This is a genomic window from Azospirillum sp. TSH58, assembly GCF_003119115.1.
Taxonomy (GTDB): domain Bacteria; phylum Pseudomonadota; class Alphaproteobacteria; order Azospirillales; family Azospirillaceae; genus Azospirillum.
Window position 1 is genome coordinate 292,274 of record NZ_CP022369.1, and the last position, 18,999, is coordinate 311,272.

18 protein-coding genes are annotated in these 18,999 nt (G+C 70.6%); 13 read left to right on the top strand and 5 right to left on the bottom strand.

The window, feature by feature from the left end:
- Positions 1-180: 180 nt before the first annotated feature.
- The gene (locus tag TSH58p_RS31665) at positions 181-1,359 is read left to right on the top strand and encodes an ROK family transcriptional regulator (protein ID WP_109068974.1); all 1,179 of its coding nucleotides are present in this window, start codon (positions 181-183) and stop codon (positions 1,357-1,359) included.
- Positions 1,360-1,494: 135 nt separating this feature from the next.
- Here TSH58p_RS31665 and TSH58p_RS31670 read toward each other — a convergent pair whose 3' ends face one another.
- Entirely contained in the window at positions 1,495-1,893 is a 399-nt protein-coding gene (locus TSH58p_RS31670) for a RidA family protein (protein WP_109068975.1), read from the bottom strand.
- Positions 1,894-1,995: 102 nt separating this feature from the next.
- Here TSH58p_RS31670 and TSH58p_RS31675 point away from each other — a divergent pair, with 102 nt between their 5' ends.
- The 4 genes from TSH58p_RS31675 (at position 1,996) to TSH58p_RS31690 (ending at position 6,677) form a co-directional block, all read left to right on the top strand.
- Complete coding sequence (locus TSH58p_RS31675) at positions 1,996-2,910, top strand: LysR family transcriptional regulator (RefSeq protein WP_109068976.1); 915 nt, start codon at positions 1,996-1,998, stop codon at positions 2,908-2,910.
- Between the two features lie 209 nt (positions 2,911-3,119).
- Positions 3,120-4,724, top strand: a complete 1,605-nt coding sequence (locus TSH58p_RS31680; RefSeq protein ID WP_109068977.1) for a rhodanese-like domain-containing protein — start codon at positions 3,120-3,122, stop codon at positions 4,722-4,724.
- Positions 4,725-4,747: 23 nt separating this feature from the next.
- Positions 4,748-5,791: an ABC transporter substrate-binding protein gene (locus tag TSH58p_RS31685; protein WP_109068978.1), complete on the top strand. Its 1,044-nt coding sequence runs from the start codon at positions 4,748-4,750 to the stop codon at positions 5,789-5,791.
- A gap of 10 nt (positions 5,792-5,801) precedes the next feature.
- On the top strand, positions 5,802-6,677 hold the full coding sequence (locus TSH58p_RS31690) for a TauD/TfdA family dioxygenase (protein ID WP_109068979.1): 876 nt from the start codon (positions 5,802-5,804) through the stop codon (positions 6,675-6,677).
- Positions 6,678-6,698: 21 nt separating this feature from the next.
- On the opposite strand, the gene TSH58p_RS31695 is transcribed toward TSH58p_RS31690, so the two are convergent.
- Positions 6,699-7,616, bottom strand: coding sequence for a LysR family transcriptional regulator (locus TSH58p_RS31695; RefSeq protein WP_109068980.1), 918 nt, complete (start codon positions 7,614-7,616; stop codon positions 6,699-6,701).
- 166 nt (positions 7,617-7,782) lie between these two features.
- On the opposite strand from TSH58p_RS31695, the gene TSH58p_RS31700 reads away from it, so the two are divergent.
- From TSH58p_RS31700 to TSH58p_RS31730, 7 genes are all read left to right on the top strand, one after another.
- Entirely contained in the window at positions 7,783-8,835 is a 1,053-nt protein-coding gene (locus TSH58p_RS31700) for an ABC transporter substrate-binding protein (RefSeq protein WP_109068981.1), read from the top strand.
- A gap of 34 nt (positions 8,836-8,869) precedes the next feature.
- Positions 8,870-9,661, top strand: a complete 792-nt coding sequence (locus TSH58p_RS31705; RefSeq protein WP_109069077.1) for an SDR family NAD(P)-dependent oxidoreductase — start codon at positions 8,870-8,872, stop codon at positions 9,659-9,661.
- Between the two features lie 38 nt (positions 9,662-9,699).
- Positions 9,700-10,581: an ABC transporter ATP-binding protein gene (locus tag TSH58p_RS31710; protein WP_109069078.1), complete on the top strand. Its 882-nt coding sequence runs from the start codon at positions 9,700-9,702 to the stop codon at positions 10,579-10,581.
- On the top strand, positions 10,578-11,351 hold the full coding sequence (locus tag TSH58p_RS31715) for an ABC transporter permease (protein WP_094302818.1): 774 nt from the start codon (positions 10,578-10,580) through the stop codon (positions 11,349-11,351). Before TSH58p_RS31710 ends, TSH58p_RS31715 begins: the two co-directional genes overlap by 4 nt.
- A gap of 64 nt (positions 11,352-11,415) precedes the next feature.
- The gene (locus tag TSH58p_RS31720; RefSeq protein ID WP_199230065.1) at positions 11,416-12,462 is read left to right on the top strand and encodes an ABC transporter substrate-binding protein; all 1,047 of its coding nucleotides are present in this window, start codon (positions 11,416-11,418) and stop codon (positions 12,460-12,462) included.
- A gap of 7 nt (positions 12,463-12,469) precedes the next feature.
- On the top strand, positions 12,470-13,924 hold the full coding sequence (locus tag TSH58p_RS31725) for an amidohydrolase family protein (protein ID WP_109068983.1): 1,455 nt from the start codon (positions 12,470-12,472) through the stop codon (positions 13,922-13,924).
- A gap of 31 nt (positions 13,925-13,955) precedes the next feature.
- The gene (locus TSH58p_RS31730) at positions 13,956-14,915 is read left to right on the top strand and encodes an acetamidase/formamidase family protein (RefSeq protein WP_109068984.1); all 960 of its coding nucleotides are present in this window, start codon (positions 13,956-13,958) and stop codon (positions 14,913-14,915) included.
- A gap of 47 nt (positions 14,916-14,962) precedes the next feature.
- On the opposite strand, the gene TSH58p_RS31735 is transcribed toward TSH58p_RS31730, so the two are convergent.
- The 3 genes from TSH58p_RS31735 to TSH58p_RS31745 all read right to left on the bottom strand — a co-directional run bounded on the left by TSH58p_RS31735 (position 14,963) and on the right by TSH58p_RS31745 (position 17,524).
- The gene (locus TSH58p_RS31735) at positions 14,963-15,376 is read right to left on the bottom strand and encodes a DUF3830 family protein (RefSeq protein WP_109068985.1); all 414 of its coding nucleotides are present in this window, start codon (positions 15,374-15,376) and stop codon (positions 14,963-14,965) included.
- Position 15,377: 1 nt separating this feature from the next.
- A complete protein-coding gene (gene allB, locus TSH58p_RS31740; RefSeq protein WP_247873912.1) occupies positions 15,378-16,817 on the bottom strand; it encodes an allantoinase AllB in 1,440 nt (479 codons plus the stop codon).
- A gap of 203 nt (positions 16,818-17,020) precedes the next feature.
- Positions 17,021-17,524 carry a hypothetical protein gene (locus TSH58p_RS31745; RefSeq protein WP_109068986.1) on the bottom strand — a complete coding sequence of 168 codons (504 nt, stop codon included), beginning with the start codon at positions 17,522-17,524 and terminating at the stop codon, positions 17,021-17,023.
- A 283-nt stretch (positions 17,525-17,807) separates the two neighbouring features.
- Here TSH58p_RS31745 and TSH58p_RS31750 point away from each other — a divergent pair, with 283 nt between their 5' ends.
- Positions 17,808-18,992: an efflux RND transporter periplasmic adaptor subunit gene (locus TSH58p_RS31750; RefSeq protein ID WP_247873913.1), complete on the top strand. Its 1,185-nt coding sequence runs from the start codon at positions 17,808-17,810 to the stop codon at positions 18,990-18,992.
- Positions 18,993-18,999 lie beyond the last annotated feature (7 nt).

The following is an 18,999-nucleotide window of genomic DNA, read 5'->3' on the forward strand; positions in this document are numbered from 1 at the left end:
CCCTCCCTGGATTGCGGCTTCTCGTGTGGCCGCGAATTAGATAGACGGTCTAACAAATGGGAGCGTATGATTCGAATCAGCCCGCGTCAAGCCATGTCGGGGCGACATCCCCCACCTTTTCGGTGTATGCCCCGCCCGGCGCCCAACGATTGCCGCAAGACGCGCGAGACAGGAATCCGCATGCTGCCAAGGGTGAACTCGGCCGCGATCCGCCGCCTCAACATCGTCCGTGTCTTCCACGCATTGCGGGAGAACCCGAGCTGCGCGCAGCGCGATCTCAGCCGGCTGACCGGCCTGGACAAGGCGACCACCTCGGCCATCGTGGCGCAGATGATCGAGGAGGGGCTGGTCGAGCGGACCGAGGCACCGCGCGCGCGCCGCATCGGGCGGCCGGAAACCGCGCTCGGCATCGCCCCGTCGGCCGGTCTGCTGGTCGGCGCCCGGCTGGAGCCGGGGACGATCCGCATCGTCACCACCACGCTGGCCGGCACGGTGGTGGAGCAGTCGCAGATCCCCGGCAGCACCGACCTCGCCACGGCGCTGCGCCGGCTGCACGAGGGCATCGACGCGGTCGTGGCGGCGAGCCGTCCGGAGGGCGGAGCGGCGTCGCCGCCCTTGCGCGGCATCGGCATCGGCATTCCGGCGCTGATGGACCGCGAGGGCCGGCTCGTCCTGGCGCCCAACCTGGGCTGGCGCGACACGCCGATCCGCCCGCTGCTGGAGGAGGCGCTGGGCGCGCCGGTCCATGTCGACAACGACACCAAGGCCGCCGCCATGGCCGAGCGGCTGTTCGGCGCCTGCCGGGGGGTGGAGGACTTCGTCTATCTGACCGGCCATTCGGGCGTCGGCGGCGGGCTGTTCCTCGGCGGGCGGCTCTACCGCGGCGCGCAGGGGTTCGCCGGGGAGATCGGGCACCTGACCGTCGTGCCGGGCGGCCGTCCCTGCGGGTGCGGCAAGCGGGGCTGCCTGGAAACCTACGTCTCCGAAACCTCGATCCTCGCCCAGGCCGGCGAGCGGGGGCGCGCTCTGCCCGACCTTTGGGCCGCCGCCGCCGCCGCGCGTGACGGCGACCCGGTGGTGCGGACCCTGCTGGAGGCCGCCGGTGCGCATCTGGGCATCGCGCTCTCCCACATGGTCAACCTGACGAATCCGGGCCTGGTGGTGCTGGGCGGCAACCTGTCGATCGTCGCGGAGTTCGTCCTGCCGACGCTGAACGCCGCCCTCGACGAGCATGCGCTGGAACCGCTGCGCCGCGACCTGCGGCTCCTCGTCTCGCCGCTCGGCCCGGACGCCGTCCCCATGGGGGGCATCGCGCTGGCCATGGATGGCTTCCTGTCGGTGCCCGGCCCGATCCTGTAGGCCCCTGCGCCCCTCTGGAGCGCGCCCGGCGTGCCGCCGGTTTCCCTTCGGCCATGTGCGGGCCCGAGGGAAACCGGAAAACAACCGCCGTGGCATGCCGGCAGTCGGTTTAGGCAGTCGGTTCAGGCAATCGGATTAAGGGGTCTGCGGGACCCGTGCGATCACCTTGATCTCGAAATCGAAGCCGGCGAGCCAGTTCACGCCGACCGCCGTCCAGTTGGGATAGGGCTGGTGGGGAAACGCCTTGTTCTTGACGGACAGGACGGTCTCGAACTGGGCCTCCGGATCGGTGTGGAACGTCGTCACGTCCACGATGTCGTCGAACGTGGCGCCGGCCGCCTTGAGGACCGCGCCAAGATTGTCGAACGCCAGTTGAACCTGCTTCGCGAAATCGGGCTCGGGGGAGCCGTCCTCGCGGCTGCCGACCTGCCCCGAGACGAAGAGCAGATCACCGGATCGGATGGCGGCGGAGTAGCGGTGGATCTCGTAGAGCGCCTGCCGGCCGGCAGGAAGGATGGCGTCGCGTTTGGGCATCGGGGTCTCCCGTTCGGATTGGAACCGGAGCAGGAGATAGCGGCCCGCCGTCTGCGCGATTAGACGTTGAAATCGGCACGGGCTGATGCAAGATCGCCATCAATGACGCGCCCCTCCCTCAACGACCTCACCGCCTTCGTGGCCGTCGCGACCCATCGCAGCTTCCGGCGGGCGGCGGTTGAACTCGGAACGGCGCCCTCCACGTTGAGCCACGCGATGCGGGGTCTGGAGGAACGGCTGGGCGTCCGCCTCCTCAACCGCACCACCCGCAGCGTGTCGCCGACCGAAGCGGGGCTTGAACTGCTCGGCCGGCTGCAGCTTGCCTTGACCTCCCTGGACGAGGCGCTGGACGCCGCCACCGCCTTTCGCGGCCGTGTGGCGGGCAGGGTTCGGATCAACGCGCCGCGGGTGGCCGCGACCGTGCTCGTCCGCGACGTCCTCCCGCGCATGGCGGAGCGGTTTCCCGACGTGACGGTGGATCTGGTCGTCGAGGGGCGGCTGATCGACATCGTGTCCGGCGGCTTCGATGCCGGTGTCCGCCTGCTCGATTCCATTCCGAAGGACATGATCGCGGTGCCTTTCCCGGTCCCGATCGGGTTCGTCTGCGTCGCGTCCCCCGCCTATCTCGACCGCGCCGGCGAACCGGCGACGCCGGACGATCTCCGGCGTCATCGCTGCATCGGCCACCGCCTGCCGGGTGGCCGGCTGTACCGGTGGGAGTTCGAGCGGGCCGGGCAGGAACTGACCATCGACACCAACGGGCCGGTGGTTCTCGACGACGAGGAACTGATGGTGCAGGCCGCCTTGCGGGGCCTGGGGATCGCCTATGTGGCGAGCTGGGCCGCCGAAGCCGCCCTCGCGGAGGGGCGGTTGCGGAGCGTGCTGCCGGGCTGGATGCACAAGCCGGAAAGGGCGGCGGTCTATTACCCCGGCCATCGCAGCGTGCCGCCAGCGCTGCGGGCGTTCCTCGACGTCGTCAAGGACGTGCTCGCCTCGCCGGTGCGCGGGCGGCCCTGACGCCCGACGGCGCGCCGTCCCCCGCGCCCTGAGGGGAGGCGACAAGCGCCGCGGACGGAAAATCCTCGTCCACACCGAAGCGCGCGCTTGACGCCGACCTTAAATCCTATTTTCCTGTATGGAATGAGATTATTTATACGCAGTGCGGACGTTGTTAATGCGCCGCGCCCGGCCTCGGCCGCACCTCACTTCCCGGACGGACGCCCACCATGACCGACAGCGCACCGCTCGCCACCCGCACACCGGCGGACATCCGCCGCGACTGGATCGACCGCAGGGAGGTCGCCCTCCTCGACGCGCGGGAGGAGGGGCCCTATTCGCTGGCCCACCCGCTGTTCGCGGTGTCGGTGCCGCTCAGCCGGCTGGAACTCCTGGCCTATGATCTGCTGCCGCGCCGCGGCGTGCCGATCACCGTCTACGACAACGGCGAAGGCTACGCCGAGCCCGCGGCGCGGCGGTTGCTGGCCCTGGGCTACCGCGACGTGACGCTGCTGGAGGGGGGGCTGGCGGGCTGGACCGCCGCCGGGTTCGAGCTTTACCGGGACGTCAATGTTCCCAGCAAGGCGTTCGGCGAGTGGGTGGAGCATCACCGCCACACCCCGTCGCTGTCCGCCGACGAGCTGACGACGCTGATCGACACCGGGGCCGATCTGGTCATCCTCGACGCCCGCCGGTACGAGGAGTTCCAAACCATGGCGATTCCCGGCGGCATCAGCGTGCCGGGGGCAGAGCTGGTCAAGCGCGTCCACGACATCGCGCCCAAGCCGGAGACGCTGGTGGTCGTCAACTGCGCCGGGCGCACCCGCTCGATCATCGGGGCCCAGTCGCTGGTGAACGCCGGCATTCCCAACCGGGTGGCGGCGCTGCGCAACGGCACCATCGGCTGGACGCTGGCCGGGCTGGAACTGGACCGCGGGCGTGACGGGCGCTTTCCGGCGGTGTCGCCGGAGGGCGACGCCAAGGGCCGCAAGGCGGCCCGCGCGGTGGCCGACCGGGCCGGCGTCGGGCGCATCGGCGTTGTGGCGCTGGACGCCTTCCGCGGCGACGAGCGGCGCACCCTGCACCTCTTCGACGTGCGCACGCCGGAGGAGTACGAGGCGGGCCATCTGCCGGGCTTCCGCCACGCGGCGGGCGGCCAGCTCGTCCAGGCGACGGACGAGCATGTGGCGGTGCGCGGCGCCCGCATCGTGCTGGCCGACGACCCGGCGGGCGGCGGCGGCCCACGGGCCGACATGACGGCCTCCTGGCTGGCGCAACTCGGCTGGGAGGTGCACGTGCTGGAGGGCGACGTGGCGTCGCTGGGCCGCGAGAGCGGTCCCGACCGCCGGCCCCTGCCCCCCGTCCCGGACGCCGGGGCGGAGACCGTGGCGCCGCGCGACCTGCTGGCCCTGCTGGAGAACGGCGAGGCGGCGGTGATCGACATCGCCCGCAGCCCGCGCTACCGCGCCGGCCACATTCCGGGGGCCTGGTTCTCCACCCGCGCCCGGCTGGGCGGCACCATCGCCCGCCTGCCGAAGGGCGTGCGCCCGGTGCTGACCTGCTGGGAGGGCACGCTGACCCGCTACGCCGCCGCCGATTTCCCGCCCGGAGCGGTCCCGCTGCTGCTGGAGGGCGGCACGAAGGGCTGGGTTGCGGCCGGGTTGCCGCTCAGCGCCGGTCTGGAGCGGCTGGGGCCGGAGCCGGACGACGTCTACAAGCGCCCCTATGAGGGCACCGACAACAGCGCCGCCGCGATGCAGGGCTACATCGACTGGGAGCTTGAGCTGGTGGACGAGCTGAAGCGCGACGGCGCCCACAATTTCCGCGTCATCTGACGATCCTCATCACGGGACACGCCATGACCCTTTCCATGCGCTTCGCCACGCTGGGCCGCCGGACGCTGCTCGGCACCGCGCTGCTGCTCGCCGCCGGCTTCGCCGGCCTGACGCCGACCGCCGCGAAGGCCGAGGCGACGCAGGTCCGTTTCGCCCGCAACCTCGGCCTCGGCTACCTGCCGCTCTACGTCATGGAGGACAAGGGGCTGGTGGAGAAGCACGCCCGCGCCGCCGGGCTGGGCGAGGTGACGGCCAGCTACACCCCGCTCGGCAACCCGACGACGATCACCGAGGCCACCCTGTCGGGCAACGCCGATTTCGGGGCGGCGGGCGTGCCGGCCTTCATCATCGCCTGGGACAAGACGAAGGGGAACGCCAACCTGCGCGGGCTGGCCGCGCTGAACGCCCAGCCGGCCTACCTCAACACCAACCGGCCCGAGGTGAAGGGCCTGAAGGACTTCACCGACAAGGACCGCATCGTCGTGCCGTCGGTCCGCGCCTCCTATCAGGCCATCGTGCTCCAGATCGCCGCCGAGCAGGCTTTCGGCCCCGGCCAGCACGCGCGGCTGGACCCGCTGACCGTGTCGCTGGCCCACCCGGACGGCACCGCCGCCCTGCTGTCCGGCCGGACGGAGATCACCGCCCACTTCACCAGCCCGCCCTTCCAGGACCAGCAGCTCCGCGACCCGAAGATCCACAAGGTGCTGAGCAGTTACGACGTGCTGGGCGGACCGGCGTCCTTCAGCGCGCTGTGGACCTCCGCCGCCTTCCACGACGCCAACCCGCGGCTGACCAAGGCGGTGCTGGCGGCGCTGGAGGACGCGGTGGCCCTGATCAAGGCCGACCCCAGGGAGGCCGCCCGCGCCTACATCCGCATCGAAAAGTCCAAGCTGGGCGAGGAGGAGGTGGCGGCGATGATCGCGCATCCGGAGGTGTCCTACGACCTCGCCCCGCGCGGCATCGGCATCTTCACCGACTTCATGGCGCGCATCGGCTCGATCCGCAACCGGCCCGCCGACTGGCGCGACCTGTTCTTCGCCGACATCCACGACCGCACCGGAAGCTGAGGGCGATCGCATGACCCACCCCGCCTTCACCATCCATCCGGTCACGCCCACCCTGGGGGCCGAGATCCGCGGGATCGACCTCTCGCAGCCCCTCGACGCCGCCGCCGACGCGCTGGCCGCGGCGCTGGACCGCCATCTGGTGCTGGTGTTCCGCGGCCAGACCCTGTCCGACGCCGACCTCGTCCGGGTGTCCGGCCATTTCGGGCCGCTCGACAAGGCGCCGATCACCGAGCATGGCCGGCTGCACGCGCCGGGTTTCGAGGAGGTCTACGTCATCTCCAACGTCACCGAGCGGGGCCGTCCCATCGGCGCGCTGGGGGCGGGGGAGTCGGTCTGGCACGCCGACATGACCTATCTGGAGACGCCGCCCTACGCCAGCAGCCTCTACGCACTGGAGGTGCCGGAGGAGGGCGGGGACACCGGGTTCATCAGCATGTTCGCGGCCTATGACGCGCTGCCGGAGGGTCTGAAGCGGCGGATCGACGGGCTGTCGATCAAGCACGACAGCACGACCAACAGCGGCGGCTATCTGCGCCAGGGCTTCGCGCCGCCGACCGACCTCGCCACCTCGCCGGGCACGGTGCACCCGCTGGTCATCGCCCACCCGGTGAGCGGGCGCAAGGCGCTGCTTCTCGGGCGCCGCCCGCACGCCTGCATCCCCGGCCTGCCGCTGGCGGAGAGCGAGGCGCTGCTCGACGCGCTCTGGGCGGCGGCGGTGCGTCCGGAGCTGTCCTGGCACCACCGATGGCGGGTCGGCGACCTCGTGATGTGGGACAACCGCTGGACCATGCACCGCCGCGATCCCTTTCCCGAGGACCAGCGCCGCCGCATGCACCGCACCCAGATCGCCGTGCCCGCCGAGGGCCGGCGCCCCACGGGGGCCTGACATCCGGCCGGCCCGCTGGGGTCAGGCGAACTGCGGCGTCCGGCGCATCTCGTCGAGGCGGCGGGACAGCTGCTCGGCGAACTTGGCGGCGGCGACCGGCAGGGTGCGGCCTTTCTGCTGCCCAAGCACCAGCGGGCCATGGGCGAGATCGACATCGCTCAAGGGAATCACGGCGAGGCCCGGCTCCAGGGTCGGCGAGGGCGCCCCGATCTCGATCTGGAAGGTGACCACCTGGCCCATGCGGGCGAGGTTGCGCAGCATCTCGAAGGAATTCGATTCCAGCTCGACCGACAGCTTAGTCGAGCTGACCGCCAGCACCTTGTCCAGGATGTTGCGGGTCCCGAAACTGGCGTCCGGCAGGGCGATCGGGTAGGGCGCGCAGTCGCGCAGGCGCAGGCTCGGCCGTCCCGCCAGGGGATGGTCGGCGGCCATGATGGCGACGACGCGTTGGCCGAGCGTCATCAGGGGCTGGAACTCCGCCGTCCGGCGCGGGCTGAAGATGATGGCGATGTCGGCCTCGAAGTCGGCGAGCATCTTCAGCGCCGCGCCCTGGTCGACCACCAGGATCTCGAAGCTGACCAGCGGGAAGCTCTCGCGGAAGGACGAGATCTCCTCCGCGAGGAAGGAGCTGACCAGCGCCTGACTGCAGGCGATCCGCACCTGGCCGCGCCGCATGCCCGACAGGTCCTCGATCTGCGACCGCACGCGCTCCAGATCGGCGGACTGGGCGCGCACCCAGCGGATGAAGCTCTCGCCGGCCGCCGTCAGGCGGATGCCCTGGGCCGACCGTTCGAAGATCGTCGCCCCCAGATCCTCCTCCACATCCTGGATGCGCCGCTGCAGGGCGGAGGGCGTGATGTTCAGATGCTCCGCCGCCTTGCGCAGGGACCCGAAGCGGGCCGCCTCGTCCACGTAGCGCCAAATCCGCATGTGCCGCATGCCGGCCGATCCCCCGGTGTATACTTTTCGTCACCACCCTAACAGAAAATCAGCGTTTGAGGTGCTGTTCGCGCCCGCTTAGCCTCCTCCCGTAACCAGGAAGCGCCATGCCGGATCGGCGGGGGCGACGGACTTCCTGTCACACCTTACGGGAGTTGACGGCCTCATGGACAAGCGGTTGCACACTTGGTCCGCGGCGTTGGCGGGCGTTCTCCTTGGCGCGGTCGGCGGCGTGGCCGGCGGCTCCACCGCCGCGATGGCCGAAACCCCGGTCAAGCTGGTGCTCAACTGGAAGTATCAGGGTCCGCAGGCGCTGATCCTGCTGGCCGAGGACAACGGCTACTTCAAGGCGGAGGGGCTGAAGGTCACCATCGACCAGGGCGAGGGCTCCGGCGCGTCGATCACCAAGGTGGCGACCGGCTCCTACGACGTCGGCTTCGGGGACATCAACTCCCTGATCACGCTCGCCGCCAAGTCGCCGGACGAGGCGCCGATCGCCGTCTACATGATGTACAACACGCCGCCCTTCACCGTCGCCGTGAAGGCCGACGGGCCGATCCGCACGCCCAAGGACCTGGAGGGCAAGACCATCGGCAGCCCGGCCAGCGACGGCGCCCTGAAGCTGTTCCCCGCCTTCGCCACCATGGCCGGCATCGACGCCGGCAAGGTGACGCTGACCAACATGCAGGCGAACCTGCGCGAGCAGATGCTGATGCGCGGGCAGGTGGACGGCGTGCTCGGCTACGTCAACACCATCACCTTCGGCGCCAAGGCCGCCGGGATGAATCCCGACAAGGACTTCCGCTTCATCAAGTACGGCGACTACGGCATGGACCTCTACTCCAACGCCATCGTCGTCTCGCGCGCCTTCGCGAAAGAGAACGGCGAGGCGGTGAAGGGCCTGCTGCGCGCCATCAACCGCGCCACCAAGGACATGATCGCCGACCCGGCGAAGTCGGTGGGCTCGGTGATGAAGCGCGAACCCCTGCTGAACGAGGCGGTCGAGATCGAGCGCACCGAGGCGACCATCCGGCAGGAGATGAACCACCCCGAGATCGCGCGGATCGGCCTGGGCGACGTCGATCCGGAGCGTTTCCAGCGCTCCATCGAGATCGTGGTCAAGGCGAACGGGCTGGAGCGGACGCCGAAGGCGTCGGAGGTCTTCACCGATGCCTACCTGCCGCCCCGCGCCGACCGGCCGAGCCGCGTCGCCCCGTAACACCGCCCCAACAGCAAGACGACGAGCAATGACGATGAATCTGGAACTGAAGGGGCGGGTCGTCCTGATCACCGGCCCGGCGAAGGGCATGGGCGAGGCGGTGACGATGGCCTTCGCCGACGAGGGCTGCCGCCTGGCGCTGGTCGGGCGCGACACCACGGCCATCGAACCGGTCGCGGCGCGGGTCCGCGCCGCGGGCGGGGAGGCCATCGTCATCCCCTGCGACATCACCGACGAGCGGCAGTGCCAGGGCGCGGCGGAGCGCACGCTGGCGGCCTATGGCCGCATCGACGTGCTGGTCAACGTCGCCGGGGGCTCCGGCCCCATCGGCAAGACGGGATGGGAGACCAGCCAGAAGGAGTTCAACGAGATCGTCACCCTCAACATGACCGGCTGCTTCAACACCATGCGCGCCGTCATGCCGACCTTCGCCGCCCAGCGCTACGGCAAGATCGTCAACGTCGGCGGCACCTTCGGGATGCGCGGGCGGGCGGGCCGGATGGCCTATTCGGCGTCCAAGTGGGGCCTGCGCGGCATCACCAAGTCCTTCGCGCTGGAGGCCGGCCCCTTCAACGTCAACGTCAACTGTGTCGCCCCCGGCATGGTCGAAGGGCCGCGCTTCCGCGGCAAGGTCGTGCCGGAGATGGCCCGCCGCCTGGGCATCAGCGAGGAGGCCGCCGCCGAGCGCCACGCCGCCGACTACGCGCTGCGCCGCGTCTCCACGGGCGAGGACGTGGCCAACGCCTGCCTGTTCCTGGCGAGCGACGCCTCGCGGCAGATCACCGGCGTGGACCTTCCGGTCGACGGCGGATGGGCGGCGCTGTGACCGCGCTCCCGGCGGGTCCGAAGACGGAAGGGCACACCATGTTCCTGCAGAACGCCACACCGGCCGAAACGGCCGAGCTGACCACCCCGACCGGCCTCAAGCCGCCGGGCGGGGCGCGGCCCATCATCGAGTTCGAGCGCGTCACGGTCTCCTACGGGCGGGACGCCGCGGCGACCCAGGCGCTCGCCGAAAGCACCTTCCGCATCGACCACGGCGACTTCATCGCCCTGGTCGGCCCCTCCGGCTGCGGCAAATCCACGATCCTGAAGCTGGTGGGCGGGCTGTTGAAGGCGTCCAGCGGCCATGTCTTCGTCGCCCGGCGCGAGGTCGGGGCGGAGGACGTGCGCATCGGCATGGCCTTCCAGAATCCGACGCTGCTGCCCTGGCTCAGCATCCGCGACAACGTGATGCTGCCGCTGAAGATCGCGCGGCCCTTCCGCGAGGAGTGGCGGCAGAAGCGCAAGACCGAGTACCGCGACCGCGCCGACGCCCTGCTCGCCAAGGTCGGGCTTCAGGATTTCGCGACCAAGTTCCCCTGGCAGCTGTCCGGCGGGATGCAGCAGCGCGCCTCGCTGTGCCGCGCCCTGATCCACGATCCGACGCTGCTCCTGCTCGACGAGCCCTTCGGCGCGCTGGACCAGTTCACGCGCGAGGAGCTGTGGGCCACCCTGCAGACGCTGTGGATGGAGCGTCGGCCGACCGTTCTCCTGGTCACCCACGACTTGCGGGAAAGCGCGTTCCTGGCCAACCGCATCATGGTGATGAGCGCGCGTCCCGGCCGCATCCTGGTGGACGAGCAGGTGGACTTCCCACGGCCGCGCACGCTGGACACCACCTACCAGCCGGAATTCACCAGCCTGACGCACACGCTGCGCAGCCTCATCGTCGCCGCGCGGAGCGGTGCTGGAGGACTTTCATGAGAGCCGTGAACCGCGAGAAGCTCGCCTCCGCCGCCCTGATCGTCGGCGTCTTCGTCCTGTGGGAGGTCTCCTGCCTGGTCTTCGGCATCAGCGAGATCATCCTGCCGCGGCCCAGCCAGATCATCGCCACGCTGATCGACCGCTGGCCGGCGCTGATGCCGCACGCGGTGCAGACGCTCTACACCACGCTGGTCGGCTTCGCGCTGGGCGTCGGGGCCGGGGTGGTGATCGGGCTGCTGATCGGCTCCTCCCGCCTCGCCTACAACGTCGCCTTCCCGCTGCTGGTCGGCTTCTCCTCCATCCCCAAGGTGGCGGTGGTGCCGATCTTCGTCCTGTGGTTCGGCTCGGGCACGGTGCCGGCGGTGCTGACGTCGGCGATCATCTGCGTCTTCCCGGTGGTGGTGAACATGGCGACCGGTCTCGCCACCACCGAGCCGGAGCTGGAGGACGTGCTGCGCACCCTGAAGGCGTCGAAGCGCGACATCCTGCTGAACGTCGGGCTGCCCCGCGCGATGCCCTATTTCTTCGCGTCGCTGAAGGTGGCCGTCACCCTGTCCTTCGTCGGGACGGTGATCTCCGAGACGGTGGCCTCCAACCGCGGCGTCGGCAACATGATGCTGATCGCCTCCTCCAACTTCAACGTCCCGCTGGTCTTCGCCGGCCTGTTCATCCTGGCCGGGCTGGGCGTCGCCCTCTACGTGATCTTCTCGCTGATCGAGCGCCGCGTCACCGGCTGGGCCAACCGCAAGTCGGAGTTCGCGGCCGGCTGACCGGGCTCCGCACCTCCCTGGCCCGCACATCTTCCGCCCATAAATCCTCGGTATGGAGACAGGCATGTTCACCATCACCCGCCGCGCCGCGCTTCTGGCCGGGCTCGGCCTCTCCCTGGCCGCTCCATTCTTCCCGGCCGCCGCGCAGGAGCGCACGCCGATCCGCTTCACGCTGGACTGGAAGTATCAGGGCATCCACGCCTGGTACTTCGTCGCCCAGGAGAAGGGCTACTTCCGCGAGGAGGGGCTGGACGTCACCATCGACCAGGGCGAAGGCTCCTCCGCCACCGTCACGCGCATCATGTCGGGGGCCTACGACGCCGGCTTCGGCGACATCAACGCGGTGATCCAGCAAGCGGCCCAGAAGCCCGCCGAGGCGCCGGTGATGGTCTACCACATCTACAACAAGCCGCCCTTCGCGGTGCTGACCAAGGCGGACAGCGGCATCACCGGGCTGAAGGACCTCGTCGGCAAGAAGGTCGGCGGTCCGGCCGGCAGCGCCGCCACCCGCCTGCTGCCCGCCCTGCTGGAGCGCAACGGCCTGGACCCGTCCGGCGTCGAGGTGCTGAACATGCAGCCCAACCTGCAGGAGCAGATGCTGATCCGCGGCGAGGTCGCCGCCTCGCTGGTCTTCAACGTCACCAGCTACGTCAACCTGATCCAGCAGGGGCAGAATCCCGACACCGGCTTCCGCTGGATCAGCTACGCCGATCACGGTCTCGACCTCTATTCCAACGGCGTGATGGTGTCCCAGGCGCTGGCGCGCGACAAGCCGCAGGCGGTGAAGGGGCTGGTGCGGGCCATCAACCGCGCCGTCCTGGACGTGATGGCCGACCCGGCCGCCGCCGTGAAGACGCTGGTCAAGGTCGAGCCGCTGATCGACGCCGGAAGCGAGCAGCGCCGCTTGCGGTTCGCCTTCGATGCCATGATGATCACCCCGGAATCGCGCGAGATCGGGCTGGGCGACCTGTCGGACGACCGGCTGGCGCGCTCCATCGCGGTGATGGCCGCGGCCTACAAGCTGCCGAACCAGCCGGCGCCCGGCCGGATCTTCGACCGCTCCTTCCTGCCGCCCCAAACGGAGCGGCGCATCGCTCCCACCGCCGGATGAGGTTGCCATGACGGTCCGTTCCATCGCCTGCACCGCCCGGCTCGACGGGCCCGGCTACACGCCACGGGGACCGGGACGGCTGACGCTCCGCGACGGGCGGATCGCGGCGGTGGAGGCGCTGGATGGGGTCGAGGAGGCCGGAGAGCCGCTGTTCGCCCTGCCGGCGCCGGTCAACGCGCACGACCACGGGCGGCCGGTCCGCTCCAGCTCCTTCGGGGCGGCGGGCAAGCCGCTGGAGGTCTGGCTGCACTATCTGGCCCTGCTGCCGGCGGTCGATCCCTATCTGGCCGCCGCCGCGTCGCTGGGGCGCAGCGCGCTCGGCGGCGCCGGGGCCGTCATGGTGCATTACACCCGCACCCAGGGGCTGACTCCGTTGCCGGAGGAAGCGGCGGAGGTCGCCCGCGCCGCCCGCGACGTGGGGCTGCGGATCGCCTTCGCGGTGGCGCTGAAGGACCGCAACCCGCTGGTCTACGGCCCGTCCGAGGAGCTGCTGGCCCTGCTGCCCGACGAGGCGCGGCGGGAGTTCGCCCGCCGCACCGCCGCGCCGCCGCCATCCCCCGCCGAGCAGATCCGGCTGGTCGAGGAGGTGGCCGCCGCCGCGGCGGGCGAACTGGTGGACGTGCAGTACGGCCCGACCGGCGTGCAGTGGTGCTCGCCGGAGCTGTTGCAGGCGGTGGCCGATGCCTCCGCCCGCACGGGACGGCGTGTCCACATGCACTGCCTGGAGACACGCTACCAGCGGGAATGGGCGGACCGCGCGTTTCCCGACGGGCTGTTTCCCTATCTGAAGCGCATCGGCCTGCTGTCGCCGCGTCTCACCCTGGCCCACTGCACCTGGATCAGGCCGGAGGAGATGGACATCCTGGCCGAGACGGGCGTCACCGTGACGGTCAACACCGGCTCCAACCTCGGCCTGCGGTCGGGCATCGCGCCGCTGGCGGAGATGGTGGCGCGGGGCTGCCGGGTGGCGCTCGGCCTCGACGGGCTTGCCTTGAACGAGGACGACGACGCGTTGTGCGAGATGCGCCTCGCCAACGCGCTGCACCGCGGCTGGGGCTTCGAGGGCGCGGTGGACGAGGCGCAAATGCTGCGCATCGCGCTCGCCAACGGGCGGGCGTCGGTCACCGGGCGGGAGGAGGGCGGCGTCATCGCCCCCGGCCAGCCGGCCGACCTGCTGCTGCTGGACGCCGGCGCGCTCGATTCCGACCGGCTGCTTGATGGGCTGTGCCTGCGCGACCTGCTGTTCGCCCGCGCCGGCGCCGGCCACATCGCCGAGCTGGTGGTTGCCGGGCGGACCGTCGTGCGGCGGGGCCGGGTCACCGGCATCGACCACCCGGCGGTTCAGGCGGAGCTGCTGGCCCGGCTGCGCCACGGCATGGCCGGCAGCGCCGCGCTCCAGGCCGCCCTGCCGGCGCTTGAGGACGCCATGCGGCGCTACTACGCCGCCACCCCTTGCTGTTGACCGAACGCCCGCTTTTTCCCAGGACGCTCCCATGCCGCTCGACCTATTCCCGACTCCCGAATGCGTGCATTGGGGCTTCTTCGACGGAACGCTGCCGCCGGTCGCCGAGATCGCCAGCGGCGACGTCGTGACGATCCACACCGTCAGCGGCGGGACGGAGGATCTGCCGCCGGACGGGATCGGCATGACCGTCCGGCCGGAGCACCGGCGCATTCTCGCCGCCGTGGCGCCGGGGCCGGGACCGCACATCATGACCGGGCCGATCGCCGTCCGCGGGGCGGAGCCGGGGGACGCGCTGCGGGTGGAGATCCTGGAGGTGTCGCTGCGCGACGACTGGGGGTTCAACCTGATCCGCCCCGGCGCCGGGGCGCTGCCCGATCTGGTGCCCGATCTGGCGCCAGGGGGGGCCCGCATCCATCTGCCCATCGACCGGGCGCTCGGCACGGTGCGGATGCCCTGGGGTCTGGCGATTCCGGCCCGCCCCTTCTTCGGTGTCATCGGGACGGCGCCGCCGCCGTCCGACGGGCGGCTGACCTCCATTGTGCCCGGCGCCTTCGGCGGCAACATCGACAACAAGGAGCTGACCGCGGGTGCGGTGCTTCACCTGCCGGTGTGGACCGCGGGCGCCCTGCTGTCCGTCGGTGACGGCCACGCCGCGCAGGGCGACGGCGAGGTCTGCCTGACCGCGGTCGAGACCGGCCTAACCGGGCGCTTCCGCGTCGAGCTGGTGAAGGGGGCCGGTCTGGCCGGGCCCTGGGCGGAGACGGCGGAGCACGTCATCACCATGGGCTTCGACCCGGACCTGGACGAGGCGGCGCGGATCGCGCTCCGCGCCATGATCGGTCTGATTTCCGAACGCACGGGCCTGTCCGCCGAGGAGGCCTACCGCCTGTGCAGCGTCGCCGCCGATCTGCGGGTGACGCAGCTGGTGAACCGGCACAAGGGCATCCACGCCCTGCTGCCGCGCTGGGCGCTGGCCGGCGCGTCCTGAGCCGGCCGGCGCGCCCTCTCCCACTGGCGGAGGAGAGGGCGGGGCGGTCAGCGCAGGGCGATCTCGAACTCCTTGGCCCCTTCCCACAGGACCAGGCGACCCAGCTCCGGCAGATTCTCCAGCCCGGACGTCAGGGTGATGACGTGGTTGCCGGCGAGCTGGCCGACCTTGCTGGAGAAGCTGACGCCGCCGTAGGCCAGCAGGATTTCCGTCTCGCTGAGGCCGCCGGGGTACAGGATGATCTGCCCCGGCGCCGGGTGGCTGGTGTGGTTCTCGTAGGGGACGGCGAAGTCGGTCTCCCCCAGCGGCACCCACACGCCCTCGCCGCTCCAGCGGACATGCACGATCTGGCTGCGGAAGGGAAGCCGCGCGCGGAGCGCGGCCACCGTCTTCGGCGCCCCGTCCGTCTCGAAGCGCGCGTCGAAACGGAAGGGGCCGGCGGTGATGAGGAGGTCGCTCATGTCACGCTTCCGGCGTGGCGGCCGTGACCGCCGCGATGGTCTTGTGGGTGTTGCGCGGCTCGGCCGGCGGCATGCGCTGGATGGTGTGGACGGAGCGGCCGTGGCCCCTCATGGTCTCGACCAGGGCGCCGTCGCGCACCACGAAGGCCCCGCGGACCAGCGTGTGCTTCAGCTTTCCCTTCACCGTGCGCCCGTGCCAGGGGGAGATGCGCGACAGCGAGTGCAGCTTGAAGTCGTCGATCACCCATTCCTCCGACAGGTCGAACAGTGCGAGGTCGGCGTCGGCGCCGGGCAGGATGGCGCCCTTCTGCGGGTAGAGGCCGAAGCTCTTGGCCGGGGCTTCCGAGCTGGCGCGGACATAGTCGCGCAGGTCCATCCGGCCTTCCGCCACGGCGGTCAGCATCAGCGGCATCTGGGTCTCGACGCCGGGGAAGCCGCAGTCGCAGTTCCAGATCACCGAGCGGGTCTTCTCCTCCGGCGTGTGGGGCGCGTGGTCGGTGGCGATCATGTCGATCGTGCCGTCCTTCAGGGCGTTCCACAGCGGCTCGTGGCAGTCGGCCTCGCGCACCGGCGGGTTGACGCGGATGACGCCCTTGCAGCGCGCGTAGTCGTCGGTGCTCAGCATCAGGTAATGCGGGCCGGTCTCGCCGGTGATGTCCACCCCGCGGGCCTTCGCCTCGGCGAGCGGCCGGAGTTCCTCCTTGGAGGAGATGTGCAGGATGTGGATGCGCGCGCCGGTCCATTCGGCCAGGGTCGCGGCGCGCTCCACCGCCTCCACCGCCACGACGGCCGGGCGGGAGTCGAGGTGGGCGAGCGGGTCGTTGCGGCCGGCCTCGCGCAGGCGCTTCTCCCGCCGTTCCATGATGGTGTTGGTTTCGGCGTGGAGGCTGACGCGCTTGCCGGTCGGCGCGACGCGCTCGAACAGTTCGAGCATGGCGCCGGTGTCCGGCGACGGGATGCGGCCGAAGGTGTTGCCCATGTAGAGCTTGAAGCCGATGACGCCGCCCTCGGCCAGCGCTTCGACGTGGTCGAGCGACTCCTCGCCCAGCACCGCGTAGAGGCCGTAATCGACGAAGGCCTTCTCGTCCGCGATGGCGTGCTTGGCGGCCAGGATCTCCGGCGTGGCCACGGTCGGGATGGTGTTGGGCATGTCGAAGACGGTCGTCACGCCGCCGAAGGCCGCGGCGCTGGTGCCGCTGGCCCAGTCCTCCTTGTGGGTGTAGCCGGGATCGCGGAAATGCACATGGACGTCGATCCCGCCGGGCAGGATGGCGAGGCCGGTCGCGTCCAGCGTTTCGGCCGCGGGCGGCATCGTCTCCGGCGCGCCGATGGCGGCGATCCGGCCGTTGCTGATGGCGATGCTGGCCGGGAAGCGCGCCGCGGAGGTGACGACCTCACCCCCGTGGATCACGAGATCGGCGATCGAATCGGTGCCTGCCACCGGAAGTTCCTTCATCATTCAAGCCCGCAATGTGGTGTGGAGCGGTCACGTCGCGTCGTGGACAGGTGGCAGGCTAGGCAGCGTCGCGATTCACCTCAAACGCCAATTTCCGGCAAGGGTGTCGACAAAAAGTACAAGCCCACAGGCAGTCTGGGGACGTGCCGCCGCCCGTGCCGCCGTGGGCTGTCTTGCGGGGGGCTCGGTCAGGAGAGCGCCTTGCGCAGCTCCTCCTTGCTCATGCGGGACCGGCCGGGCAGGTTCCGCTGCTTTGCCTTCTCGTAGAGGGCGGCGCGGGTCCATTCCCCGTCGGTGTGGTGCCGGAAGGGCGCCGTCTTGCGGGCCACGTCGTCCGGCTGTTCGGAGAACTGTTTGCCCTTCCTGGTGTCGGCGCGCTTCTTGTCGCTGGTGCGCTGGTAGTCGGCTTTGGACAGGTGCTCGCGGGCTTGCCGGGGGAGGTAGCGTTCGCCGGTTTCCGCGCTCGGCTTGCCGGAGCGCGTGCCCCACTCCTCCTCGGTCCATTGCTTCAGGCTGATGCCGGCGCTCTTCGGCCCTTCGTAGCCGCCGCCGCGCCGCTTGTATTCCTGGACGGCCATCTGGGCCTTGCGGGCGGACCACTGGCCGGGCTCGCCGCCTTTGTCACCGTGTTGAATGCTTGCCTTGACCTTTTCCCACAAACCGGGGTCGGAGCGCTCGGCGCGCGATGCCATGGTGGCCTCCTGCCTGTGACACAGTGCGGGAACAGATCGACGGGGGAGTGGTGCCGCGGCGAGATCCGATTCCGCGGCTCCGCCGCACCGCCGGCCCTCGGTTCGCCTCGCCAGCTTTGCGAGCGGTTTTGGTGATTCTCCCCCTTTATAAGGGCTAGCGGTTGCAACCTTCGCGTCCTGTGGGACTTTGCCGATCCATGCAACCATCCGTATTCCGGGAACGGGAACGGAGACGGTCATGATGGCGGTTGGGACAGGCAGGGCTGCATCCGTTCGCCGGGTGATGGCCGGCTTGGTGCTGTTGCTTGCCGCCATCGCGGTGGTCGGCGGCCTGTCGGTGGCCGGTTCGTCCGGCGACGGCGCCCGCGCCGCCGAGACCGCGCAGAATGCCCAGAACGCTCCGCCGCCGGTGACGGTCAGCCCGCCGCTGCGCAAGGAGATCGTCGAATGGGACGAGTTCACCGGCCAGTTCCAGGCGGTGGACTTCGTGGAGATCCGGGCGCGGGTCAGCGGCTATCTCGACTCCATCGCCTTCCAGGACGGCCAGATCGTCAAGCAGGGCGATCCGCTGTTCGTCATCGACCCGCGCCCGTTCGAGGCGGCGCTGGCCTCGGCGCGGGCGGAGCAGCAGCAGGCCGAGGCCAAGCTGGACCTGTCGAACCGCCAGCTCGCCCGCGCGTCGGAGCTGCGGCGCAGCGACAACGTCGCGGCCAGCGTGTTCGACGAGCGCCAGCAGCAGGTCCGCGTCGACGCCGCCGGGGTCGAGGTGGCGAAGGCCGCCGTCCGCACGGCGGAGCTGAATGCGAACTTCACCCGCATCACCGCCCCGATCGCCGGCCGCATCAGCCGGCGCGAGGTCAGCGTCGGCAACCTCATCGTCGGCGGGGACAGCGGGACGACGACCCTGCTGACCACCATCGTCTCGCTCGACCCGATCTATTTCATCTTCGACATGAGCGAGTCCGACTACCTCGCCTACCAGCGGGCGGCGGCGCGCGGCGTGCTGAAGTCGCAACGCGACGGCGGCGTCGCGGTCGAGGGCCGTCTGTTCGACGAGCAGAGCTGGCCCCTCAAGGGCACGCTCAACTTCATCGACAACCAGGTGAGCCCCGGTGCCGGCACCATCCGTGCCCGCGCCGTCTTTCCCAACCCGTCGCTGCTGCTGACGCCCGGCCAGTTCGGACGGCTGCGCCTGCCGGGGTCGGACCGCTACACCGCCACGCTGATCCCCGATCAGGCGGTGGTCAGCGATCAAGCCAACAAGATCGTCCTGACGGTCGGCGACGACGGTACGGTGGTGCCGAAGCCGGTGCGCCTCGGCCCCATCGAGGACGGGTTGCGCGTCGTGCGCTCCGGTCTGGAGGAAACGGACAAGGTCATCATCAACGGCCTCGTCCGGGCCCGGCCGGGAACCAAGGTGACCCCGCAGGACGGACGGATCGAGCCAGCCAAGCCGCCGGCCGGTTGAGCGGAGC